Annotated in this window: 27 protein-coding genes; 3 read left to right on the plus strand and 24 right to left on the minus strand. The window is 68.2% G+C overall.

Annotated elements, in window-relative coordinates; translation table 11 throughout:
• Window positions 1-16 precede the first annotated feature (16 nt).
• Together ABQF13_RS08365 and ABQF13_RS08370 are read right to left on the minus strand one after the other, a co-directional pair.
• Complete coding sequence (locus tag ABQF13_RS08365; RefSeq protein ID WP_448392259.1) at window positions 17-2,320, minus strand: MMPL family transporter; 2,304 nt, start codon at window positions 2,318-2,320, stop codon at window positions 17-19.
• Window positions 2,321-2,419: 99 nt separating this feature from the next.
• Complete coding sequence (locus tag ABQF13_RS08370) at window positions 2,420-2,800, minus strand: nitroreductase/quinone reductase family protein (protein WP_448392260.1); 381 nt, start codon at window positions 2,798-2,800, stop codon at window positions 2,420-2,422.
• A 23-nt stretch (window positions 2,801-2,823) separates the two neighbouring features.
• Here ABQF13_RS08370 and ABQF13_RS08375 point away from each other — a divergent pair, with 23 nt between their 5' ends.
• Complete coding sequence (locus tag ABQF13_RS08375; RefSeq protein WP_448392261.1) at window positions 2,824-3,204, plus strand: nitroreductase family deazaflavin-dependent oxidoreductase; 381 nt, start codon at window positions 2,824-2,826, stop codon at window positions 3,202-3,204.
• 39 nt (window positions 3,205-3,243) lie between these two features.
• Here the strand turns inward: ABQF13_RS08375 and ABQF13_RS08380 are convergent, their stop codons facing one another.
• The 15 genes from ABQF13_RS08380 to ABQF13_RS08450 all read right to left on the minus strand — a co-directional run bounded on the left by ABQF13_RS08380 (window position 3,244) and on the right by ABQF13_RS08450 (window position 15,141).
• Complete coding sequence (locus ABQF13_RS08380; protein ID WP_448392262.1) at window positions 3,244-4,602, minus strand: cytochrome P450; 1,359 nt, start codon at window positions 4,600-4,602, stop codon at window positions 3,244-3,246.
• A gap of 58 nt (window positions 4,603-4,660) precedes the next feature.
• Window positions 4,661-5,143: a pyridoxamine 5'-phosphate oxidase family protein gene (locus tag ABQF13_RS08385; RefSeq protein WP_448392263.1), complete on the minus strand. Its 483-nt coding sequence runs from the start codon at window positions 5,141-5,143 to the stop codon at window positions 4,661-4,663.
• A gap of 9 nt (window positions 5,144-5,152) precedes the next feature.
• Window positions 5,153-5,425: a hypothetical protein gene (locus ABQF13_RS08390; RefSeq protein WP_448392264.1), complete on the minus strand. Its 273-nt coding sequence runs from the start codon at window positions 5,423-5,425 to the stop codon at window positions 5,153-5,155.
• Window positions 5,426-5,465: 40 nt separating this feature from the next.
• Complete coding sequence (locus tag ABQF13_RS08395; protein WP_448392265.1) at window positions 5,466-6,641, minus strand: macrolide family glycosyltransferase; 1,176 nt, start codon at window positions 6,639-6,641, stop codon at window positions 5,466-5,468.
• An 11-nt stretch (window positions 6,642-6,652) separates the two neighbouring features.
• Window positions 6,653-7,246 carry a TetR/AcrR family transcriptional regulator gene (locus ABQF13_RS08400; protein ID WP_448392266.1) on the minus strand — a complete coding sequence of 198 codons (594 nt, stop codon included), beginning with the start codon at window positions 7,244-7,246 and terminating at the stop codon, window positions 6,653-6,655.
• Window positions 7,233-8,102 carry an oxygenase MpaB family protein gene (locus tag ABQF13_RS08405; protein ID WP_448392267.1) on the minus strand — a complete coding sequence of 290 codons (870 nt, stop codon included), beginning with the start codon at window positions 8,100-8,102 and terminating at the stop codon, window positions 7,233-7,235. Before ABQF13_RS08405 ends, ABQF13_RS08400 begins: the two co-directional genes overlap by 14 nt.
• Before the next feature lie 140 nt (window positions 8,103-8,242).
• Window positions 8,243-8,479: a hypothetical protein gene (locus tag ABQF13_RS08410; RefSeq protein WP_448392268.1), complete on the minus strand. Its 237-nt coding sequence runs from the start codon at window positions 8,477-8,479 to the stop codon at window positions 8,243-8,245.
• Entirely contained in the window at window positions 8,476-8,970 is a 495-nt protein-coding gene (locus ABQF13_RS08415) for a transport-regulating membrane protein Mce1N (protein ID WP_448392269.1), read from the minus strand. Before ABQF13_RS08415 ends, ABQF13_RS08410 begins: the two co-directional genes overlap by 4 nt.
• Window positions 8,967-9,338 carry a hypothetical protein gene (locus ABQF13_RS08420; RefSeq protein WP_448392270.1) on the minus strand — a complete coding sequence of 124 codons (372 nt, stop codon included), beginning with the start codon at window positions 9,336-9,338 and terminating at the stop codon, window positions 8,967-8,969. The genes ABQF13_RS08415 and ABQF13_RS08420 overlap by 4 nt, the downstream gene beginning before the upstream one ends.
• Window positions 9,339-9,350: 12 nt before the next feature.
• On the minus strand, window positions 9,351-9,797 hold the full coding sequence (locus tag ABQF13_RS08425; RefSeq protein ID WP_448392271.1) for a hypothetical protein: 447 nt from the start codon (window positions 9,795-9,797) through the stop codon (window positions 9,351-9,353).
• A complete protein-coding gene (hemB, locus tag ABQF13_RS08430) occupies window positions 9,794-10,726 on the minus strand; it encodes a porphobilinogen synthase (protein ID WP_448392675.1) in 933 nt (310 codons plus the stop codon). Before hemB ends, ABQF13_RS08425 begins: the two co-directional genes overlap by 4 nt.
• A 62-nt stretch (window positions 10,727-10,788) precedes the next feature.
• Window positions 10,789-12,462 (minus strand): bifunctional uroporphyrinogen-III C-methyltransferase/uroporphyrinogen-III synthase, encoded by a 1,674-nt coding sequence (locus ABQF13_RS08435; protein ID WP_448392272.1) that lies wholly within the window; start codon window positions 12,460-12,462, stop codon window positions 10,789-10,791.
• A 16-nt stretch (window positions 12,463-12,478) separates the two neighbouring features.
• Entirely contained in the window at window positions 12,479-13,429 is a 951-nt protein-coding gene (gene hemC, locus ABQF13_RS08440; protein WP_448392273.1) for a hydroxymethylbilane synthase, read from the minus strand.
• A 3-nt stretch (window positions 13,430-13,432) separates the two neighbouring features.
• Entirely contained in the window at window positions 13,433-14,776 is a 1,344-nt protein-coding gene (locus ABQF13_RS08445; RefSeq protein ID WP_448392274.1) for a glutamyl-tRNA reductase, read from the minus strand.
• 110 nt (window positions 14,777-14,886) lie between these two features.
• On the minus strand, window positions 14,887-15,141 hold the full coding sequence (locus ABQF13_RS08450) for a glutaredoxin family protein (protein WP_448392275.1): 255 nt from the start codon (window positions 15,139-15,141) through the stop codon (window positions 14,887-14,889).
• A 39-nt stretch (window positions 15,142-15,180) separates the two neighbouring features.
• Between ABQF13_RS08450 and ABQF13_RS08455 the strand changes: the two genes are divergently transcribed.
• On the plus strand, window positions 15,181-16,095 hold the full coding sequence (locus ABQF13_RS08455; RefSeq protein ID WP_448392276.1) for an HAD family hydrolase: 915 nt from the start codon (window positions 15,181-15,183) through the stop codon (window positions 16,093-16,095).
• Window positions 16,096-16,109: 14 nt separating this feature from the next.
• Entirely contained in the window at window positions 16,110-16,640 is a 531-nt protein-coding gene (locus ABQF13_RS08460) for an FAS1-like dehydratase domain-containing protein (protein ID WP_448392277.1), read from the plus strand.
• 63 nt (window positions 16,641-16,703) lie between these two features.
• On the opposite strand, the gene ABQF13_RS08465 is transcribed toward ABQF13_RS08460, so the two are convergent.
• From ABQF13_RS08465 to ABQF13_RS08495, 7 genes are all read right to left on the minus strand, one after another.
• A complete protein-coding gene (locus ABQF13_RS08465; protein ID WP_448392278.1) occupies window positions 16,704-17,765 on the minus strand; it encodes a lysophospholipid acyltransferase family protein in 1,062 nt (353 codons plus the stop codon).
• Between the two features lie 38 nt (window positions 17,766-17,803).
• The gene (locus ABQF13_RS08470; RefSeq protein WP_448392279.1) at window positions 17,804-18,901 is read right to left on the minus strand and encodes an SDR family oxidoreductase; all 1,098 of its coding nucleotides are present in this window, start codon (window positions 18,899-18,901) and stop codon (window positions 17,804-17,806) included.
• Between the two features lie 31 nt (window positions 18,902-18,932).
• Window positions 18,933-19,034, minus strand: coding sequence for a 30S ribosomal protein bS22 (locus ABQF13_RS08475; protein ID WP_003402602.1), 102 nt, complete (start codon window positions 19,032-19,034; stop codon window positions 18,933-18,935).
• Window positions 19,035-19,184: 150 nt separating this feature from the next.
• Window positions 19,185-19,448 carry a helix-turn-helix domain-containing protein gene (locus tag ABQF13_RS08480; protein ID WP_427059206.1) on the minus strand — a complete coding sequence of 88 codons (264 nt, stop codon included), beginning with the start codon at window positions 19,446-19,448 and terminating at the stop codon, window positions 19,185-19,187.
• Window positions 19,449-19,590: 142 nt separating this feature from the next.
• The gene (gene proC / locus ABQF13_RS08485; RefSeq protein WP_448392280.1) at window positions 19,591-20,451 is read right to left on the minus strand and encodes a pyrroline-5-carboxylate reductase; all 861 of its coding nucleotides are present in this window, start codon (window positions 20,449-20,451) and stop codon (window positions 19,591-19,593) included.
• 29 nt (window positions 20,452-20,480) lie between these two features.
• Window positions 20,481-21,290, minus strand: coding sequence for a thioesterase family protein (locus ABQF13_RS08490; protein WP_448392281.1), 810 nt, complete (start codon window positions 21,288-21,290; stop codon window positions 20,481-20,483).
• 28 nt (window positions 21,291-21,318) lie between these two features.
• The gene (locus ABQF13_RS08495) at window positions 21,319-22,164 is read right to left on the minus strand and encodes a sugar phosphate isomerase/epimerase family protein (RefSeq protein ID WP_448392282.1); all 846 of its coding nucleotides are present in this window, start codon (window positions 22,162-22,164) and stop codon (window positions 21,319-21,321) included.
• Window positions 22,165-22,170 lie beyond the last annotated feature (6 nt).

Here is a 22,170-nt window from a genome sequence, read left to right on the forward strand (position 1 = left end):
TGTAGTTGTTCAGCGGTCAGGGCACCTCGACGCCGGCGGCCCGGCGATGCTCGGCGTCCAGGGCGGTCCCCTCGATATCCAGATCCGGAACCACCTTGCCGAACCAGCGGGAATGCACCCACATCCTCCTGCCCAGCACGGCCATGATCGCCGGTATCAGGGTCAACCGCACAACGAACGCGTCGAGCAGCACGCCGACGGCCAGCGTGAGGGCGACGGATTTGATGATCGGGTCGGTGGCCACCAGGAACGCCAAGAAGATGCCGACCATGATCGCTGCCGCCGCGGCGATCACGCGCGCCGAGAGACCGACCCCGAGGCGGATGGCTTCCAGCGCGTCGTCGCTCTTGACGTATTCCTCCTTGATCCGGGACACGACGAAGATCTGGTAGTCACTGGACAGGCCGAAGATGATCGCCAGCACGATGATCGGCAGAAAGCTGATTGTCGGCCCGGGGATGATCCCGAGAAGGCTTGCTCCCCATCCCCATTGGACGATGGCGACTTGAACGCCGAGCGCGGCGAACACCGAGAGCAGAAACCCGATGATCGAGGTGATGGGCACCAGGGCGGCACGAAATGCGACCGTCAACAGGATGAACGCCAGCCCGACGACGACCAAGAGGAAGATCGGCAGCGCTTCGGCGAGCTTTTCGGAGGTGTCGATGTTGGAGGCGGTGGGGCCACCGACGAGGATGGCAGCTCCGGTGGATCCTTCGATGGTCTGCCGGTCGTCGCGGATGGTGGTGACCAGATCGGCGGTCGCGGGATCGGTCGGTCCGGTCTCGGGGATGACCTGGATGACCGCCACGTCGTTCTGGCTTGCCGCGGGTGCGGCGTGCAGCACGCCCGGTTCGGCCTGCAGCGCGGCGGTGATCGAGCCGACGGCGGTGGGGTCGGGTGCGCCGCTGAGGTCGGCGATGACGAGCAGTGGGCCGTTGAAGCCGGGGCCGAGGTGTTGGGCGGTGAGGTCGTAGGCCTGGCGGGCTGTGCTGGACTCGGGCTGGGTCGCACCGCTGGGCAAGCCGAAGTGCATGCCCAGCGCAGGCAGACCGAGCACGGCGAGCGCCGCGACGCCGACGAGCAGCAGCTGTTTGCGGAAGCGCACGACAAAGCGTGCCCAGCTGGCGCCGAGGGTGCGCTGCGGGGTGTAGGTGGCGATCTGGGCGACCTGCTTGGCGTGGCCCGGCCGGAGCGGGGTGCTGACGAACTTCGCGACCTTGGTCCCGGCGAAGTTGAGCAGCGCGGGCAACAGGGTCAGCACGACCAGCATGGCGATGAACACCGCCGCGGCCGCGGCCAGCGCCATCGCGGTGAGGAACGGGATCCCCACCAGCGACAACCCGCAGAGCGCGATGATCACCGTCAGCGCAGCGAAAACCACGGAACTGCCCGCGGTTCCGATCGCCAGCGCAGCCGAATCCTCGGGATCCATCAGCAGCAGCAGGTTGTTTCGGTGCCGCGTCAACACCAGCAGCGCGTAATCGATACCGCAGGCCAGGCCGAGCATCAGGGCCAGCGACAACGCGGCCGACGGGATGTCGGTCAGGGCGGCGGCGGCGAGGATTCCGAGCGCCCCCACGCCGACCCCGATCCCGGCGGTCAAGATCGGCAGGCCGGCTGCCACCACCGCGCCGAACGTGATCAGCAGGATGATGAACGCGATGGCGATCCCGATGATCTCGGGTTCCACCGGAATGCTGATCTTGAAGCCGGGGTAGATGCTGCCGGAGTAGTCGACCTGAACGCCGGCCGCCTCGGCGGGATCCATCGCGCGTTGCAGCGCCTGCAGCGTCGCGTCCTCGACGCCGCCGATCTGGGTGGCGTACTGCACGGTGCCCAACGCGACGCGGCCGTCGGGTGAGGCGAGTCGGGTTTCGGCGGGACCGGCCGCCATCGCGACCTGGGGGATGGCGTTGACGTTGGCGATGGATTCCTGGATCGCCGCGGCCACCCGTGGGTCGGTGAGCGTCGCGTCACCTTGCGCGGCGAAGGCCACCTGGGTTTGGGCCCCGGCGAACGTCGGGAGCTTTTCTTGAAGCAGTTCGATGGCCCGCTGTGACTCGGTGCCCGGGATCGAGAAGTTGTCGACGGGTTGGCCGCCGAGTCCGAGCCCGGCCCCGCCGACGCCGAGCAGCACCACCAGCCAGGTGCCCAGCACCGCCCACCGGTGTCGGAAGCTGAACCGCCCGAATCGGTAGAGGTAGCGCGACATGGTCTTGGACTTTGTGGTCTTGGACTTTGTGGTCTTGGACTTTGTGGTCTTGGACTTTGGCGTTTCGGAGTCGGAACTGTCGGCCTTTCTCGTTTCCGAAGTCATTTCCGGAGCACTCCCGCCTCCAATGCGCTGTTCAGGCTTGATTGGCTAACACCGGAAGTACGAGTACCCGCAGCGCAGTCCTCAAACCCGTGGAGTGCTTCAGCCGTTCGGGGTGAGCACGAACACCGGGTGGTCGGCCTCATGCGGTAACTGCTTGAAGTAGCCGTCGACCACGCGGCCGGCCTTCTTGCGGTACGCGGCCAGGATCGGCGGGCGGTCCTGTTCGGGGATCTCGCGCGCGACGTAGCCGGTCGACCCGAGCGTGAGGTTGGGTTCGGCGCGCACATTTTTGACCCACTCGGCTTCGCCGCGGGTGGACACCAGGTATTTTGCACCGTCGACGTCGACGGAGATGATCGGGATCTGCTGGGGTCGCTTGCTGCGTCGCGTGGTGACGGTCAGGGTCTCCCAGAGGCCGACGGTCTTCGCGAACGGGTTGAAGATCTTGGTGGTGAGCCAGCCGGGCTTGAGGTACGCCATATGTCCCGAGTTTGATGGTTCGTATGCAACTACCGCAATGGCTGGCCCGGTTCAATAGGCATGTCACCAACCCGATCCAGAAGCTGTGGGCGGGCTGGGCGCCGACGTTCGGCATCCTCGAGCACGTCGGACGCAAGTCCGGTCGGACCTATCGCACGCCGTTGACCGTGTTTTCCACCGAGGACGGGGTGGCGATCCTGCTGACCTACGGGCCCGACCGCGACTGGTTGAAGAACGTCACGGCCGCCGGCCGCGCGCGGATAAAGCGCTACGGCCGAACCTTCGAGGTGCGCGATCCGCAGGTGATGCCCAAGGCGCAGGCGGCGACGGCGGTCACCGGTCTGTGGCGGCCGATTTTCGCGCGGCTGCCGTTCGAGCAGGCGGTGTTGCTCACGCGAGGGTGATCATGCGCCATTTTGGGTGCCGAATATCCCTTTCGGCGCTTAGGTCCGTGGGCGCAGCCGGGCGCGGATCGGGCCCTTGGCCACCGTCGTGAACGGCACCTCGCAGTGGAACTCGTCTTCGGTCGACCGGATCTCGAGGGCCCGCACGATCGTGGCCAACGCCAGCGTCGTCTCCAACCGCGCGAAGTGCTCACCGATGCACGGCCGGCCGCCGCCGAGGAACGGCAAGAACTGCCAGCGGTCGCGGGCCTTGACCTTCTCGGGGCTGAACCGGTCCGGGTCGAACACCATCGGATCCGGCCACAGCGCCGGGTCGTGGTGCAGCGCATACAGGCCCACGGCCAGCAGGCTGCCCTTCTCGACCCGGTAGCCGTCCACGGCGATCTCCCGCGTTGCCAGCCGGGCGACGCCCGCGGCGGGCGGGCACAGCCGCAACGACTCGTGCAGCACCTGCACGGTGTACTCGAGTCGCGGGACGTCGGCCGGCGTCAGCTCCCGGTCGCCGAGCGCGGCGGCCTCCTCGGCCACCCGGGCCTGCACGTCGAGATGGTGACCCAGGATCCACAGCGAGTACGTCAACGCCGTCGCGGTGGTGTCGTGCCCGGCGAGCATGAAGATCAGCAGGTCGTTGGAGATGTCCTCATCGGACAGCGGTTTGCCGGTCTCCGGATCGGTGGCCGCGATCAGGGCCTGTACCAGCGGCGCGTCCAGATCCGGGTCGGCGCGGCACGCGTGCACCATGTCGTCGGTGATCTTGCGCATCTCGGCGACGGCGGCGCGGGCGCGTCGGCGCGCGGGGGTCGGCAGCCAGCGCGGCGCGCGCACCGGGCGCAGTGCACGGTCGGCGGTGTACGACGACGCCACATGCATGCACCGCGCGATGGTCTCGGCGCGTTCGTTGAGGTCGAGTCCCAGCACCGAGCGGCCCAACGACTGCATGGCCACCTTGCGGCACTCCAGGTCCAGGTCGATGTCGCCGCCGTCGGGCCAGCGGTCCACGAACTGCTGCGCCGCACCCGACATGTGGCCGCCGAAGTTGCGGACGTTGTGCTTGGTGAACACCGGTTGCAGCGCGCGTTTTCGCGGCCGCCATTGTTCGTTGGGCAGCACGAACAGGCTGTCGCCTGCCATGTTCTGCACTTCTTCGTGGATGATGCACCGATCCGACGAAGCGTCGCTGCGGCCCAACACGTCGCGCATCGAACTGGGCGACATCACCGCCACGATCGGCGGGAACAACCACTTCGGCCCGAACTGGATGCGGGTGATGCGGCCGCCGGCATCGCGAATCGTTTCCTGGCCGGTGTCGAGCCTGCGCACCAACTTGACCAGCTGCCAGAACGGCAAGGGGTTCTTCGGTACCAGCGGCAGGCTGCCGACGTCGAGCGTCGTCGTCATGGCTTTGATCATCGCCCAGCCTCGACGCGCACGGCGAGGGGGTGTGGGTTTTGGCCGGTCAGGCCGCCCAGAGCAGCGGGGCGCCCTGGCCCTTCATCATCACGGTGCCGGCCATCACCCGGATCCGGTAGGGGCCCAGCCGCAGCGCCGCGAACTGGTCGGACGTCGGCCCGTCGCGCCACATCCCGATGATGCGCGGGTCGTAGCCGACGGGCTCGGGGCCGGTGGCGAACTTGTCCCACACCGCGGCGCGGGTGTCGTCGTCGAGATACCACTCGACGAGGCATTCCGCGCTGCACGTGTCGTGGCTGGGCGACCAGTAGCTGACCGACACCTCGGGATGGGCGGCCAAGTGCGCCTTCTTCACCGGGCTGGGCACGGTCGCGATCCAGCCAAACAGGTCGGTGCCGTCCCACTCCCAGATCGGGTGCAGGATGCGGGTGCGCGGTCGGCCGTCAGCGTCGACGGTGGCCACCGACGCCCAGACGATCGAATGGGCCATCTCGATGAAGGCCGGCGCGATCTGCTCGAGGGAGGTCACGCCGGCACTCTACGTGGACGGCGCGTCGTCCTTGCTGTACTTCGGGTTACCCTCGTCGTCGACCCAGTCGTTGACCGCAGTGCCGGCCACCGCGCCACCGGTGCCAGGCATCGTGATCGTCGGGCGTTCGTCGTGGTAATCCTTGGCCATTTCCTTGGCCTTCTCGCGGTGTTCCTCGGTCACCTCGGGCTTCTCGGTGGGCGGTGGGTCCTCGGGTTTGTCGAGAACTTGATGGTGGTCATCGGTGCGGGGTTCGGAGCTTTGCCGTTCGTCGTTGCTCATGGCTTAACGTCTGCCCCGACGGCGTGGATACAAAACCGGTTCAGCTGCTCTCGGCTAGCACGCGCTCGATCACGTCGGCCGCCGTCGGTGCGCCGCCTGCGGAGCCGATTTCGTCCTGCATGCGGCGCAGGTTCTGCGCCAGCCGCGCGTCGCCGGTGACGTCCGCGACCGCCGTGCGCAGCCGCTCGGCGGTGGCGTCGTCCGGCGGGATCCGGACACCAAGGCACAGCTGGGCGATGCGGTCGGCGTTGGCCTGTTGTTCGGTCATCTGCGGCACCGCGACGATCGGCACCCCGAAGCTCAGCGCCTCCATCGTGCTACCCATGCCGGCGTGGCTGACGAACGCCGCCGCATGGCGCAGCACCTGCAGTTGCGGCACGCTGCGGTGCACCTCGAGGTGCGTCGGCGTCGTGCCCAGCTCCGCCGGGTCGACCTTGTCCCCAACCGCCAGCACGACGTGCCACGGCGCATCGGCGAACGCGGCGACACAGGCCCGGAAGAAGTCGGCCCGGTCGTGGTAGGCGGTGCCCAGCGAAACCAGCACGACGTCGTGGTCCAACGGCGGATCCCAGCGGCCGTCGGAGGGGCGCTCGGTCAGGCACGGTCCGACGAAAACGTAAGGCGCCCCGAACGTCTCGCCCGCGTACTGGAAGGCCCTCGGCACAAACACCAACTGGGCGTCCGCGCCGGCGGCCTGCAACAGGTTGCCCGCGGTCAGGCCATGACGCCGCGCGATGCGGTGCGCCCGCCACAGCACCGCGAGCAGCCGCGGATGGACCGGGTTGATCTTGACGTAGCGGTTCAGCGACCAATGCCGGTTGCCGACGAAGTTAGGCCAGCCCGCCACCACCGGTGCACCCCAGTCCGCGGCGGCCAACCGTCCCCACCACGCCACGGTGGCGTCGTGCAGGACAAGGTCCGGCTGGTCACCGCTGAATCCCGAAAGTACCTGGGGCAACACGTACTCCACTTCGTCGAGCGCGGCGTGGGTGGCGCGGTGGAAGTCCTGGGCGGTGAACTGCGGAGGGGGCTGCGATCCGGCCATCGTGGTGCGGTACGGCACGAGCTGCGCGCCGACGTCGGTCGCCCGGGCGCGGTGCGTTGACGTCGCCGCGTAGGTGACCCGGTGTCCGCGGGCGATCAGCTCTGCTGCGACGCCCAGTGTGGGGTTGACGTGGCCGGTGCCCACCGACACGCAGATCGCGATATGGCCCATGCCATCTCAGGCTAGGCGGGCACGGTGCGCAGCGCGGCGGGCAGGCTGGGCAGGAAGTGGCGGGTGGCGAATGCGCGGATGTCGTCGGCGGTGTCCAGCGGTGTGACGCTGGGCAGCAGCAGCACCATCGCGGCGTAGCGCAGGATGGTGTCAGCCAGCTCGTTGACGGCATCCGCGCCGATCCGTTCGGCGAAGCCCGGCGGGAAGATGATCCGCAGCGCTTCGGCCATCCGCTCGATGGCCGCCGGCCAGTGCTGGCTGGCCAACTGCAACACCAAGGCCGGTTCGTCGGTGACCATCCGGTGCAGCACCCGGTGGCTGCGGAACTTCAGGATAGCGAGCGTGAACGCTTCGACGTAGTAATTGGACTGCGGCGCAGTCTGTTTGAGTTCGTGCGCGATGTCGGCGAACAGCGTCGCGTTGCCGCGTTCGATGACGGCGGCGATCAGCTCGTCCTTGTTGGTGAAGCGTCGGTAGATTGTGGTGCGGCTGACGCGGGCGCGGCGGGCGACGTCGTCGAGGGCCACCCGCCGAAACCCGTGCCGTTCGAACTCGACGACCGCGGCGTCGAGTATCGCCCGTGTGGTGGCATCAGCCTCTGGCATAGCCCTTGCACGCATATCCGTTGTAGCGCAGCCGCATCGGCAACCGGTCCCACAGCCAGTTCACCGGGCGAGTGCGCCAGAACGCGGCGAAGCGCTGGTATCGGCGCTCTTGGCGGTCGCTCCACGGCAGGCCCAGCATCGCCCTGGTGCGCGGCGGCATGCCGCCGGTGGTCAAAAAGGCCGCCATCGGGTTGAAGACCGGTGCGACGAGGCGCCACACGAGCGGGTGTACGCCCTTGGGGCGCGGAAAGCCTTTGGTGACATAGCCGACGCCGTATTTCGCAGTGGGGTGCGCGACGACGATCTCGTCGATCATCCGGTTCCAGTAGCGTTCGAACGCGTCGTAGTCGGCGGGCATCGGCCGGTCGCTGACGCCGTAGCGGCGGTACCACGTCTTGGACTCGAGATAGATCTGTTCCTTTTCTTCGCGGGTGAGCCGCTTGACGAAGGTGTCGGCGAAGTAGAGCACCTGCTCGACGAACGTCGCGTGCGCCCAGAAGTAGGTATCCGGATCCAGCGCGTGGTAGCGCGCGGCCACCCCATACTCGCTAGGCATCTCCCCCTTGATGTCGGTGTGGAAGTCGCGGACCTGGGTGCCGGGGTGGTCGTCGTCGGAGCCGTACACGGTGTTGAAGATCGGCGGCAGCGACCGCTTGACCCGGGCGGCGGTGTCGTCGAAGAACACCGAATGGTCGAGCACACCCTGGCCGAGTTCGGCGAGCATATTCTGCAGCACCGCGGGTCGCGGGCCGATCAGGAACATCCGGTTATCGCCGAAATAGCGCCAGACCAGCGACTGCGGGCCCAGCGGCAGCGCGTCGTCGAGGTGCTCGGACTTCTCCATCAGCTCGGTCATGTGACACAGTGTTACAAATTCCGCACTTTGTACCAAGCGGTTGTGAGGGGCCTCTCACTTCTGCGCCTTTTCGCCGAAACGGACAAACGGGCGACAAAGTGCGAGTGGATCGGTCATTTCGTCGCTCTCGGCGCAACGTGCTACCGCCGGCGCAGTCGGGCAATACCCAGCACGGCCAGCACGCCGGCCACCGTCGCCAGCAGCAGCGACAACCCCAGCAGTGGCGCGCTGTAGACCACCGACGACGTCGCGGGCTCGCCCTCCAGCACCGGGGCCACCATGACCGTCGAGCTGGCCGACACCCAGCTCAGCACGCACCCGACGGCCGCGGCGACGGCCAGCGTCAGTTCGACCGCGACCCGCACCGGCGCCCTCACGGCGTGCGGTCCGGCGGGATGCGTTCCTCGATCAGCTGGGTCAGCGTCGTGCGCAGCTGGTGGTGTTTACGCGCCCACGCCTGGGCAGCACGGTCGTTGGTCAACTTCAGGCCGATCCCGGTGCGGCCGCGCGGTACGCCGGTCAACTCTCCGAGCGCCCGTGCCGACTGCCATTTCGGCGCTTCGGATCCGGTGGCCTCCGGATAGACCCGCACGATGTCGTCGACGCTGAGCAGTTCGGTGCCCTGCCGCAACGTCTCCGGGGTCAACTCGACCGAGGTGTGGATGCGCGCCGCCTTGACCTGGATGGCCAAAAACCCCGAGACCAGCACCAGGAAGATGCCGGGCACCAGCCACTGGACGCCGTAGCCGGCCGACGCCTGGATCAAGCCCATCGCGATCGCGGCGACGGGTCCGGCCAGCACCCACCACCAGCTCGCACCCTGCTCGTAGAACAACACCTGCGGCGGCGTTGCGTTGCCCTCGGTCACTGCGCTTCCTCCTGCACGGGTTCACCTCGCCGCGTCATCAACACGGCGCCGGCGATCAGCGGAAGGATCGCCAACAACGTAAGTAGGTGCACGACGCCCAGCGCCGCGGACAAGCCGATCCACGCCGAGCTCACCACCGCCAGCGCCACCGCGGCGCGGCGGAACCGAATGTCGCCCTTCCGGCTTCGGCCGGCCAGAAACGCCATCGCGGCGCCGACGACGACGGTGAGTACGCCTGCTACGCGAAATACCGTCGGCAGGTTCACCGATGCGGTCAGCATGCCACCTAGCATCAGCAAGACCGCGGCGGCCGCCCAGCACCAGAACGCAGCGGTGACGAAGCCCGGTCGCGGCTGATCAGCGGTCATTGTCGGGCCAGCCTAACGGGTCATGTACGCGTGGGCGTCCTTGCGGTGCAACAGCACCGCTCCGCCGAGAATGAGCACCGACCCCACGATGGCGCACACCGCGTAGGTCAGCGCCGCGGCGGTGTCGCGTTCGGTGGTGAACAGGCTGCCCGCCATGTAGACCACCGAGGCCACCCCTCCGCCGGTCAACAGCGTGCGCGCCCACCGGTAGCCGTGGCGCATGAGGATCTGAAACGTCAGCACCACCGCCGACAGGATCACGACGAACATCACCGAAACGACCCCGACCAGAACGGGCACCCGCGCATCGGCCGACCCGAACACGTCGACGAGATACCCGATCACCGTCAGCGGCAACGCGATCACCCACAGCCAGAACCCGGTATCGACGTCGGGCGGTCGACCGTCGGATGACTGCGGCTCGGGCTGCGACGGCCGGCCTTCGAAGCCCGACGTCACGCCAGCCAACCGGCGGCCTCGGCCGCCCAGTACGTCAGCACGATGTCCGCGCCCGCGCGCCGGATACCGGTCAGCGTCTCGATGGCAACCGTCTGCAGGTCGATCCAGCCATTGGCGGCCGCGGCGCTGATCATCGCGTACTCACCCGAAACCTGATAGGCCGCAACGGGTACCGGTGACATGTCGGCGGCCGCTCGCACGATGTCCAGATAGCCCATCGCCGGCTTGATCATCACGATGTCGGCACCCTCGTCGATGTCCAATTCGACTTCGTGGCACGCCTCGCGGGCGTTGCCCGGCTCCTGCTGATACGTGCGACGGTCACCGCTCAGGCTCGACGCCACCGCCTCGCGGAACGGACCGTAGAAGCCGGAGGCGAATTTGGCGGCGTAGGCCAGGATCACGGTATCGGTATGCCCGGCCGCATCCAGCCCGTCGCGGATCGCCGCCACCTGGCCGTCCATCATGCCGCTGGGCCCGACCACGTGTGCGCCCGCATCCGCTTGCGCCACAGCCAGTTCCACGTAGCGCGCGTTGGTCGCGTCATTATCGACCCGGCCCGCTGCGTCCAGCACCCCGCAGTGGCCGTGGTCGGTGAACTCGTCGAGGCAGGTGTCGGCCATCAGCACGGTCTCGTCGCCGAGATCCTTGGCCAGATCACGCAATGCGGCGTTGAGGATCCCGTCGTGCGCCAGTCCGATCGATCCGCTGGCGTCCTTGTCGTCCTCGCGCGGCACCCCGAACAGCATCAGCCCGCCCACCCTGGCCGCGACCGCCGCGGCGGCCGCACGTCGCAGGGAGTCGCGCGTGTGCTGGTAGACCCCCGGCATCGAGGAGATGGGCCGGGGCTCGTCGATGCCGTCGGCGACGAACATCGGCAACACCAGATGCCTCGGCTCCAGCGACGTCTGGGCCACCAGACGGCGCATGGCCGGGCTGGACCGCAGCCGACGGGGACGGTGACGCGGGAACACTCCGGCTCCTCCCGTCGCTACCGCCGACGGCTCTTCTTGCGCGGCGGCGGCAGCGCACCCTCGGCGCGCAGCCGTGCGGCGTGCTCGGCCAGCGCGTCGACCAGCGGGCCCACCGCGGCGACCTCGGGCTGCACGTCCACGCGCAGACCGAATTCCGCTGCGGTTTCGGCTGTTTTGGGCCCGATGCAGGCGACGATGGTGCGGGCATGCGGTTTACCCGCGATGCCGACCAGGTTGCGCACCGTCGAGCTCGAGGTGAAGCACACCGCGTCGAACCCGCCGGTCTTGATCATCTCGCGGGTGTGCGCCGGCGGCGGTGCGGCGCGCACCGTGCGGTACGCGGTGACGTCCTCGATCTCCCAGCCGCGCTCACGCAGCCCCTCGGCCAGCGTCTCGGTGGCGATGTCGGCGCGCGGCAACAACACTCGGTTCACCGGGTCGAAAACGTCGTCGTACGGCGGGAAGTCGTCGAGCAGACCCAACGAGGACTGCTCACCGGACGGCACCAGCTCGGGTTCGATGCCGAAGGCACGCACCCGGTCCGCGGTGGCCTGACCGACGCAGGCGATCTTCACACCGGAGAACGCCCGCGCGTCAAGGCCGAACTCGTTGAACTTCTCCCACACCGCGCGCACCGCGTTGGTCGAAGTGAACACCACCCACTGGAACCGGCCGTCGACCAGCCCCTTGACCGCGCGTTCCATCTGCGCCGGGCTGCGCGGCGGTTCGACCGCAATGGTCGGCACCTCGACCGGCGTTGCGCCGTGGCCGACCAGCTTTTCGCTCATCTCGCCGGCCTGGTCCTTGGTGCGGGGCACCAGCACCGTCCAGCCGTACAGGGCGCGGCTCTCCCACCAGTTCAGTTTGGCGCGGTGGTTCACGGTCTTACCAATCGTCACCACCAGCGGAACGCCCTGGGCCCACTCGCCGTTCGGCGGGGCCGGCTCCATGCCGGAGGGCTTGTCCAGCGCCGTCTTGTCGAGCAGGCCGACCAATGTGGTTTCCGCCGAACGCTGTTGGCACGTGGTGCCGTTGGCGGTCACCACGGCCGGGGTGGCTTCGGCCAGCCCGTACTCGATCAGCGTGCGCGCCGCGTCGGGCAGATGCGACGCGGTGGCGTGCAGGATCAGCGGGCCGGGCGCGGCCGCCAAGGCCGCCCAGTCGACGTTGGGGTCGCGGACGTCGGCGACGGTGTGCGCCGAACCCAGCGGAAGACCCGCATACGTCGGCACCGCGGTGGTGTCGGGCAGCCCCGGCACGACCTCGAAGCTCAACTGCGTCTTGGCCAACGCCGACACCTCCGTGATCACCGCATCGGTCGACAGCGGGTCACCTGCCACCAGCCGCACCACGTCGACACCTGTGCGGGCCTCGGTGGCCAGCGCCTTGGCGACCTCGGCCGGTTCGCCGACCGCCGACCGGACGTCCGGGCCACCGGGAATCGCCGAGGTTTCCCCATCGGCATCCGCAGCCGCCTCAGCAGGCTCGGGACCCGCCGGCGGCGGCAACTCCGCCCCCACCAGGGCACGAACGGCCTCCGGCACGTCGGGGTCAGCGAACACCAGGGCGGCGTTGACCAACACCGCGCGGGCCCGCAACGTCAGCAGGCCGGGATCTCCCGGGCCTGAGCCGACGAATGTGATGTGGCCCGGCGTCGGCTTGCGACCTCGCCCGCTACTCTGGCCTGTCATCTCTCGTCACTCCGCTCTACAGCTCAGTGCGATCCGCCATGATTTCGCGCGCCCCGAGCTCGAACAGCTCCCTGGCCACCGAGAGCCCCACCTCTCGTGCCCGATCGGGAGTTCCGATCCCGGACGCGCGGATCACGTCGGATCCGTCCAGCGCCGCCACGCAGCCGCGCAGCGACAGCTCTTCGAAGACCCGGCCGTCCTCATCGATGGACTCGACCACCTCGGCGATCGCGCCCACCGGTGCGGAACAACCCGCCTCCAGTTCGGCGAGCAGGGCTCGTTCAGCGGTGATTGCTGCGCGGGTGTCGGCGTCGTTCAACTCCGCCAGCTGCGCGGCAAGCTCGGTGTCGTCTGCGCGGCACTCCACCGCGAGCGCACCCTGAGCCGGCGCTGGCAACATCTGCACCGGCTCGAGAGCCTCGGTGACATCGGCCAGTCGCCCGATGCGGGCCAGTCCCGCCCGTGCGACCACGATGCCGTCGAGATCACCGTTGCTAACCCTGTTCAACCTGGTATCTAGGTTGCCTCTTAGGGGGCGGATTTCCAAACCGAGACCCAATGCCCTAAGCTGCGCGATCCGCCGCGGGCTCGATGTGCCGATGGTCGAGCCGGCCGGCAACTCCCCCAGCACCAACCCGTCGCGGGCGCACAACGCGTCGCGAGGGTCCTCGCGCGGGGGTGTTGCAGCGATCGTGAACCGCGGGTCGACGGCCGTGGGCAAATCTTTACAGGAGTGCACGGCCAGATCGACCCGGCCGTCGTGGATGGCCTCGCGCAGCGCCGCGGTGAACACCCCCACCCCGATGTCGGCGATCGGGCCCATGTTGCGGTCACCTTCGGTGGAGATGATGACCAGCTCGGCATCGTGCCCGCGCGCGGTCAGGGCGTCCAGCACGGTACCCGCCTGGGTGGTGGCCAACAGGCTGCCGCGGGTGCCGATCCGAAGTTTGGGGCGACGATTCGTCAAGCGTTACTCGGTTTTGTCGAAGTCGGTTGCCCGCAAGGGCAATTCACCAGCGGCGACAGCGTCGACGGCCTGCTGGTCGAGCTCGAAGAGCTCGCGCAGCGCCTCGGCGTAGCTGTCGCCGCCCGGTGCACTGGCTAGTTGTTTGACCCGCACGGTCGGCGCGTGCAACAGCTTGTCGACCACCCGCCGCACGGTCTTGGCGACCTCGGCGCGGTGCGCGGCGTTCAGTTCGGGCAGCCGGTTGTCCAGGCGCAGCAACTCGGCTTCGACGACGTCGGCGGCCCGCTGCCGCAGCGCGGTGACGGTCGGGGTGACCTCCGACATGCGCTGCCCGGCCAGGTAGTTGGCAACCTCGGCGGCGACGATCGTGCGGGCGGCTTCGGCGTCGGAGGCCGCGGCGCGCGCCGAGGGCTCGCGCTGGATGCGCTCCATGTCGACGACGTAGACGTCAGGCAGACCCGAGATCGACGGGTCGACGTCGCGCGGCATACCGAGGTCGCAGATCACCAGCTGGTCGGGCTGCCTGCGGCCGGCCAGCCCGCGGTGCGCGTCGGCCAGCGAGACCACCGGCCGCACCGCGCCGGTGCAAGAGATCACGACGTGGGCGTTGCCGAGCACGCCCGCCATGTGGTCGAGCGGATAGGCCTCGGCGACGACGCCCTGGTCGCGGACATGCTGGGCGAGTAGACGGGCCCGCTCCAGCGACCGGTTCACCACGTGCACGCTCTCTATGCCGGCGCGGATCAGGTGTTTAGCCGTGAGCGAACCCATCGAGCCGGCGCCGACCACGACCGCGGTGCGTCCGGCCAGCGAGCCGAGCTTGCTTTCGGCGATGCCCAGCGCCACCGACACCACCGACGTGCCCGCGGCGTCGATGCCCGTCTCCGAGTGCACCCGCTTACCGACCGAAAGCGCGCGTTGGGACAGCTCGTGGAGGGTGCGGCCGACGCTGTGGTTGGCCTCCGCGGCGGCGTACGCGCGGCGGACCTGCCCGAGTACCTGCTGTTCGCCGATCACCGCCGAATCCAGGCCGCTGGCCACCGCGAACAGATGCTCGACGGCGGCTTCGGCGTAGCGCACGTAGGCGTATTTGGTCAGGTCACCCAGCGACATGCCGGAATGGTCGGAGAGCACCTGTCCGATGGCCGAGAGGCCGCCGTGGAACGCGTCAACGACGGCGTAGACCTCGACCCGGTTGCAGGTGGACAGCACCATGGCTTCGGTCACCAACTCGGACTGCAGCACCTGGTCGACGATCTTTGCCTGGTCGCCCTCGTCGGTGCTCAGTTGCTCGAGGACCGACACCGGCGCACTGCGGTGCGAAACACCGAAAAGCAATACGCTCACGGCCGCATCACCATGTCATCCAAGGTAGTCGGTGAACACTTAGGTAACCAAATTTCGCGATTTCTGCACTGAAATCGATATTCCGGCAGGTCCCGCCGGGATTGCGTGGCTCACATCGCCAGGTCGGCGCGCAGCCGGGTTTCGTCGACCTCCCAGTAGCTGTGCTCGCTGCCGTCGAGCAGCACCACGGGCAGCCGGTCGCCGAACTCCGCGCGCAACGCGGCATCCCCGGCCGCCGCGACGGCGTCGACGTCGGTGACCGTCAGCGTGAAGCCCAGCTCGTCGGCCAGGCTGCGCAGCTGGGTGGCCGCCCCCTCGCAGATCACACAGCCGTCCCGCGTCAGCAGCTCCACTCGCCGGTCCATATCGCAAGTATCGCCGCCAGGTGACTTAGGGTTGAAACCGTGTCCGAATCCGGTCGCATTGATACGGAACAGCTGGCGGGGCCGTCGACGCCCGAAGCGCAGCAGGCTGCCGGTGAAGCCAGCGCCAAAGCGGCCGTAACGGAGCTGGCCGGCGAGGAGTACGGCGCTCCGCCGCCACCGCCGCCCGACCTGACCGCTGCGGCGTTCTTCGACGTGGACAACACGTTGGTGCACGGGTCGTCGATGGTGCACTTCGCTCGCGGACTGGCCGCACGCAAGTACTTCACCTACGGCGATATCGCGAAGTTCATCTACGCGCAGGCCAAGTTTCAGCTCATCGGCCGGGAGAACAGCGATGACGTCGCGGCGGGTAAGCGCAAAGCGCTGGCGTTCATCGAGGGCCGGCCCACCGCGGAACTGGAGGCGCTCGGCGAGGAGATCTACGACGAGATCATCGCCGACAAGATCTGGCCCGGCACCCGCGCGCTGGCGCAGATGCACCTCGACGCCGGCCAGCAGGTGTGGCTGGTCACCGCGACGCCGTATGAGCTCGCCGCGACGATCGCGCGACGGCTGGGGCTGACCGGTGCGCTGGGCACCGTCGCTGAATCGGTCGACGGGGTATTCACCGGTCGGCTGGTCGGCGACATTCTGCACGGCACCGGCAAGGCGCACGCGGTGCGGTCGCTGGCCATCCGTGAGGGGCTCAACCTGAGGCGCTGTACGGCCTACTCGGACAGCTTCAACGACGTGCCGATGCTGTCGCTGGTCGGCACGGCCGTGGCCATCAACCCCGACGCCGACCTTCGTGAGCTCGCTCGCGAACGGGGTTGGGAGATCCGCGATTTCCGCACCGCCCGCAAGGCCGCGCGCATCGGTGTGCCGTCGGCGCTTGCGCTCGGCGCGGCCGGCGGTGCGCTGGCCGCCATCGCGTCCCGGCGCCAAGAGCGCTGATAGGCTCGCGCGTCATGGCCATCGCCGAAAACATCATCGGGACTCACTACCGCTACCCCGATCACTTCGAGGTGGACCGGGAGAAGATCCGTGAGTTCGCCAGGGCGGTCAAAGACGAACATCCGGCGCACTATTCGGAGGACGCCGCCAAGGAGTGCGGCTACGACGCGTTGATCGCCTCCCTGACCTTCCTGGCGGTCGCTGGCCGGCGGGTGCAGCTGGAGATCTTCAACCAGTTCGACATCCCGATCAACATGGAGCGGATGCTGCACCGCGACCAGAAGCTGACCTTTCACCGGCCCATCGTCGCCGGCGACAAGCTGTACTTCGACTCCTACCTCGATTCGGTGACCGAGTCGCACGGCGCGGTGGTGACCGAGGTCCGCGGCGAGGTGACCGACGCCGAGGGCAAGCCGGTGATCACCAGCGTCATCACCGTGATGGGTGAGGCCGCGTCGGACACCGAGGCCGACGAGGTCAGTGCGAAGATCGCCGCGGCCCGCGACGAGGCCATCAAGAATATGATCGCCAACCAAAAAAGCTAACCCGCGAGCGGCCAGTTATGGCACGCGAAGCCGCGCAAAGTGGGCGTTAACTGGCCACTCGGCCTAACCGAAGAACGTGTTGCGGCGGTTGGCCAGCAGCTGATACAGCGTCTGCTGGATGGTTTCGCGCACGTGGTCGGTCAGCTCGAAGGTGACCATCGGATCGTCGGCGGCCGACTCGTCGTAGTCGGCGGTCTCGATCGGCTCGCCGAACTGGATGTGCCACTTCGACGGCAGCGGCACCATCCCGGCCGGCCCGGCCAGCGGGAAGAACGGGGTGATCGGGAAGTACGGCAGCCCGAGCAGGCGGGCCAGCAGCTTGACGTCGGCGATCATCGGATAGATCTCCTCGGAGCCGACGATCGAGCACGGCACGATGGGCGCCTTGGCACGAAGTGCCGACGAGACGAACCCGCCGCGGCCGAACCGCTGCAGCTTGTAGCGGTCCTTGAAGTGCTTGCCCAGGCCTTTGTAGCCCTCCGGGAACACGGCGGTGAGCTCGCCGGCGGCCAGCAACCGGTGGGCGTCGGCGGTGCAGGCCATGGTGTGGCCGGCCTTGCGCGCGGCGTGGCCGAGCACCGGCAGGTCGAACACCATGTCGGCGGCCAGTAGGCGCAGATCGCGGTTGGTCGGGTGGTGATCGTGCACTGCCACCGACGCCATCAGCCCGTCGAACGGCAGCACGCCCGCGTGGTTGGCGACCACCAGTGCCGGCCCGGAGATCGGCAGGTTTTCGATCCCGCTGACCTCGACCCGGAACCAGGACTTGAAGAACACCCGCATCAGCGGCAGAAACAGCGCGTCGTTGAGATGGGAGTCGAAGCCGAACTCGTCGACGTTGTAGTCACCGGTCATCCGCTTGCGGAGGAATTCAGCGACGTCGGCGATGCGCTTGGCGAGTTCGTTGGGGACCTGCTCGCTGCCGGACGCCTCCCCGCGATGCTCGTCGATCTCGTGGATGACGGCCGCGATCTGCTCGGCCGATGCGTTGCCGGGCGGATCGGAGAGCACCGAGGGATGTCGACGGCGAGCGCTTTCAGCCCGCGCAGCAGATCGCCGCTGCGCCGCTGCACGACTCGGATTCTTATGCAGCGGAATGACTTTCGCCTTCGGCTCGCCCGCCACGCTGGTACCCTCTTCCCACCGGATGTAAAGTTTTGCGACTACCTTCCCCACCGTTGCGCCGCTGCCACGGCTTTACTCTCCATTGAGCGTACCCAGCCGGGGTCGACGATCGGGGTCAAGCCCCGACCCCGGACGTAATCGTCAAAGGCCTCGGCGGTCGTCCATTTTGGGCTGAAGCCGAGGTCATTTCGCATCCGCGAGGTGTCCATGACCCTGCCGTAGCTCAAATAGTTCAATTGCTCGCGATCTAGCTCAGTGTAGCGAGTTGCGCGCCACACCGAATCCACAGCGGCCAGCGCCGGCCGGGGCAACGGCAGCGGTATCCGGCCGGCTCGCCGGATCGCCTGGCTCATCATGACGATCCCGGGGGCGCCGATGTTGAACGTGCCCGGCTTACCGGCCATCGTGGCCCGCTCCAGCGCGCCGAGCGCGTCCTGCTCGTGCAGCAGCTGCAGCCGTGCGTCGTGCCCGGCCACCGTCGGCACCACGGGCCCGGCGAGGTAGCGCGACAACGCGGTGTCCATCGCGGGCCCGATCATGTTGGCCAGTCGCAGGATCGTGACCGTGATGTCGGTTCTGCGCCGGCCCACACCCCGCGCGTAGCCCTCGATGTCGATGCTGTCTCGGGCGAACCCGTCGCGCGGTGGTCGGCGGGCACTGGTGTCCTCGGTGAACATCACCGGGTCGTGCGCGCTGGCGCCGTAGACCTCCGATGTCGACTTGAGGATCACGCGGCGCAGCGACGGTGCCTTCTGGCAGGCGGCGAACAGCTGAATCGCGCCCATCACGTTGAGTTCCTTGAGCGTGGCCCGTCCCGAGCGCGGGGCGTAGGACGCCGCGGCGGCGTGCACCACGGTGTCGACGTCGCCGTTGCGAATCACCTTGGCGATGAAGGGGTTACGGATGTCGGCGCGCACGAACTCCGCGCGGCCCATCCGGCGCAGCAGGTCCTTGCTCGGCGCGACCGCGTCGACGGCGATGACGTGGTTGATCAGCGGGTTCTGCGCCAGCCGGGCGGTGAGGTACCCGCCGAGGAACCGGCATGCCCCAGTAACCAGTACGACCTTCGGATAGTGCACACTGTCGCGTGCATCAGACCCGTCGACGTGCCCAGCGGAGCGACCCTCGGAATCCATATCGGGTCAGCCTAGCGAGGCCGCGCGAAAGTTACTTGCCGAGCTTTCTGCGCTGCACCCGGGTGCGACGAAGCAGCTTACGGTGCTTCTTCTTCGACATCCGCTTGCGCCGCTTCTTGATGACTGAACCCATGAACTCCGCTACCTCGAGGTGTTTTACCTTGACCCCGTTACCTTACCGGGGTTACCTCGGAGAACGGAAAACGGCTCCGTCAGCAGACCGGCTCACGCCCGGTCGGGCAGCGCCCGTCGCCGCGTGCGCGGCGCGGGCCCGTCCTGCAAGCTATCCGGCGTCGAAGTACGAACTCTCCAGCATGTCGTGGACAGCCTTGGCGTGCACCCGGAACGAGCGGCCGACCCGCACGGCAGGCAGCTCTCCGTTGTGCACCAGCCGGTACACCGTCATCTTGCTGACCCTCATCAGGCTGGCCACTTCGGCGACGGTGAGAAATTGAGCTCGTGGCGGTTGGCTGTCGGCGGAGCCGGTTTCGCGTGCCGACTTGCCACTAGCCGAATCCCGCGCCGATGGCCCGTTCATAGACGTCATCGCAACCCAATCCAGTCGTGCACAGGCCGTTCCAGCGGCTTCCCCACCGCTGGCACACCGACCTGTGCTTACAACCAGGAGAATAGCGTGGCTTGTGGGGTTACTGCGACGGGTGTGGGTTAATCGACCAGAATTAATTGAATTACTGAGATGTAATTCCTAGCTGCTCAGAGCGGGTTTTTGCGGCTTCGACGGCGTTGGCCACGGCAGCCCGCAAACCTCCCTTTTCGAGTTCCCGCAGACCAGCAGCGGTGGTACCACCGGGCGAGGTAACGGTCGCGCGCAGCTGTGCGGCCGAGGTGTCGGTCTCCGGACCGCCTACCGCCTGGGTCTGGTCGAGCCGATCCAGCAACATCGCCGCCGACCCGGCCATGGTCTGCACGACCAGCTCGGTGGCCACCGCACGCGACAACCCCGCGTCGACGCCCGCGTCCACCATCGCCTCGACCATCAGGAAGAAATACGCCGGGCCCGAGCCCGACAACGCGGTGACGGCGTCCAGTTGCGACTCGGGCACGGTCAGCACACCGCCGACCGCGTCGAAGATCGACGACACCTCCTTGAGGTGGGCTGCGGTTGCGAACCGGCCGGGCGCCAGCGCGCTCACCCCGCCGCCGACGACCACCGGCGCGTTGGGCATCACCCGGATCACCGGTGCACCGGCGGGCAGCTTGTTTTCGAAGAACGCCGTGGTCACCCCGGCCGCCACCGTGACGAAAACCTGTTCGGCCGTGTCGCTGTCGGCCTGCGCCGCGGCCTCCCCGATCTCGGCGACCAGACCTTCGACGTCGAACGGCTTCACCGCGACGATCACGTACTCGGCGGTGTCCACGGCGTCGGCGACCGACGTCACCAACACGGAGTGTTTGTCGGCCAGGTACTTCGCGCGGTCGGGGTCCTTTTCGGCCACCACCAGATCCTTGACCTGCCGTCCGGCGCGCAGCAGCCCGGACAGCAACGCCTCACCCATGCCTCCGCCGCCGACGATCGCGATTCTCGCCATGCCGCAAAGCATGGCAGATGCGGGTCGCGCTATTCGGCGGGCACCAGCGCGAGTTGGCGGGTCTGCACCACGATGTGGCCCTCGCTGTCGACGACGATGTGGTCTTCGTCGAACCAGTCCTGGCCGATCTGCACCGTCGTGCACATCACCCGCAACCAGCCGTCGGCAGGAAGGGTGCGCAGGTAGGCCGTCAACTGCACCGTCGGCGCCCACCCGAACCGGTTGACGCCGAACGTGACCGGAGCCGACACGTCACCGCACAGCAGCGCGAACAGCACGTCGGGCGCGGTGCCCTTGGGCCGCACCCAGTACTCGATGATCGGCGGTCCGCCGTCGGTGCGGGGCTCAAAGCTGGTCAGCGACGGCCGGATGTCGCAGCCGCGGGCCAGGTGCACGATGTCGGCCATCGGATGGCCGGGGCCGATCGGCTCCAGGCCTGGCGGCGGCTCGGGCTGCATCAACGGGATCACCGGGTTGACCGATAACAGGGGCGGGACGTGGTGTTCGGGGACACCCAGCGTCACCGCCGCATGCACGGCGGTTCGGTCGCCCTGGTTGAGTTCGACGTCGATCAGGCTGACCCGGCGGCCGCGTTTGCGGACGGTGGTGACCAACCGCAGCGGCCCGGGGTCCGGCGCCCACAGGAAGTTGCCCGAGACTGCGATCGGCTCGGCGCCCGGCCCGAACTCGGTGCGCGCGGCGTTGGCGCACAACGCCAGCATCGCGCCGCCGTGCACCTTGGGTCCGATCGTCCAGTGCTCGTTGAGCTCACCGTCGTAGACACCGTCACCGGCCGCGGTGAGCGCCATCGCATCGGTGAACAGGGTGGAGCCAGCCATGTGCGGTTTTCCTCCGTCAGCGGGAATGTCAGCGCAGCAGGTGCGCGCGAGCGAACTGCAGCGACTCCGTCAGCAGCGCTTCACGCTCGGCGGCGGTGCGCGCGCCCGACGTGGTCACCTCAAGGATCACATGCCCGGCAAAGTCGCTGGCCGCCAGCATCTCGCAGATCTCGACGGCGGGCTGGGTGCCGTGGCCGGGCACCAGATGCTCGTCGGTGGAGGCGCCGCTGCCGTCACACAGGTGCAGGTGCACCAACCCGTCCCCCATCCGGCGGGCCATGTCGACCGCGTCGGTGCCCGCCGTGGCCGTGTGGGACAGGTCCAGCGTGTAGTGGGCGTGGTTGCCGTCCAGCGGGTCGTAGGACGGCGCGAACGCCGAGATGCCGGGTCCGGGCCTTCCGCCGCGTTTGCGCATCCGCTCGATCGACGTCTGGCCGGCGCCGAAGAACCGGTCGGCGCGGAACGGGAACATGTTCTCGACCGCGACCAGCACGTCGCTGGACGCCTCGAGTTCGGCGACCTGTTCGCTGAACCCTTCGGCGTAGCGGCGCTGCCAGCGAAACGGCGGGTGCACGACGACGGTCTGGGCGCCCAGGTCCTCGGCGGCGCGCACGCTGCGCTCCAGTTTGGGGATCGGGTTGGCGCCCCACACCCGCTGCGAGATCAGCAGACACGGCGCGTGCACCGACAACACCGGCACCCCGTAGCGCTCCGACAGCTTCGCGACGGCCTTGACGTCCTGGCTGACCGTTTCGGCCCACACCATCAGCTCGACACCGTCGTAGCCGAGCCGTGCGGCGTACTCAAACGCGGCCTCGGTTCTCAGCGGATAGACCGAGGCCGTCGACAGACCGACCTTGATGGCGGGGCGCACAGGTTA

It is taken from the genome of Mycolicibacterium sp. XJ879, from assembly GCF_053483935.1.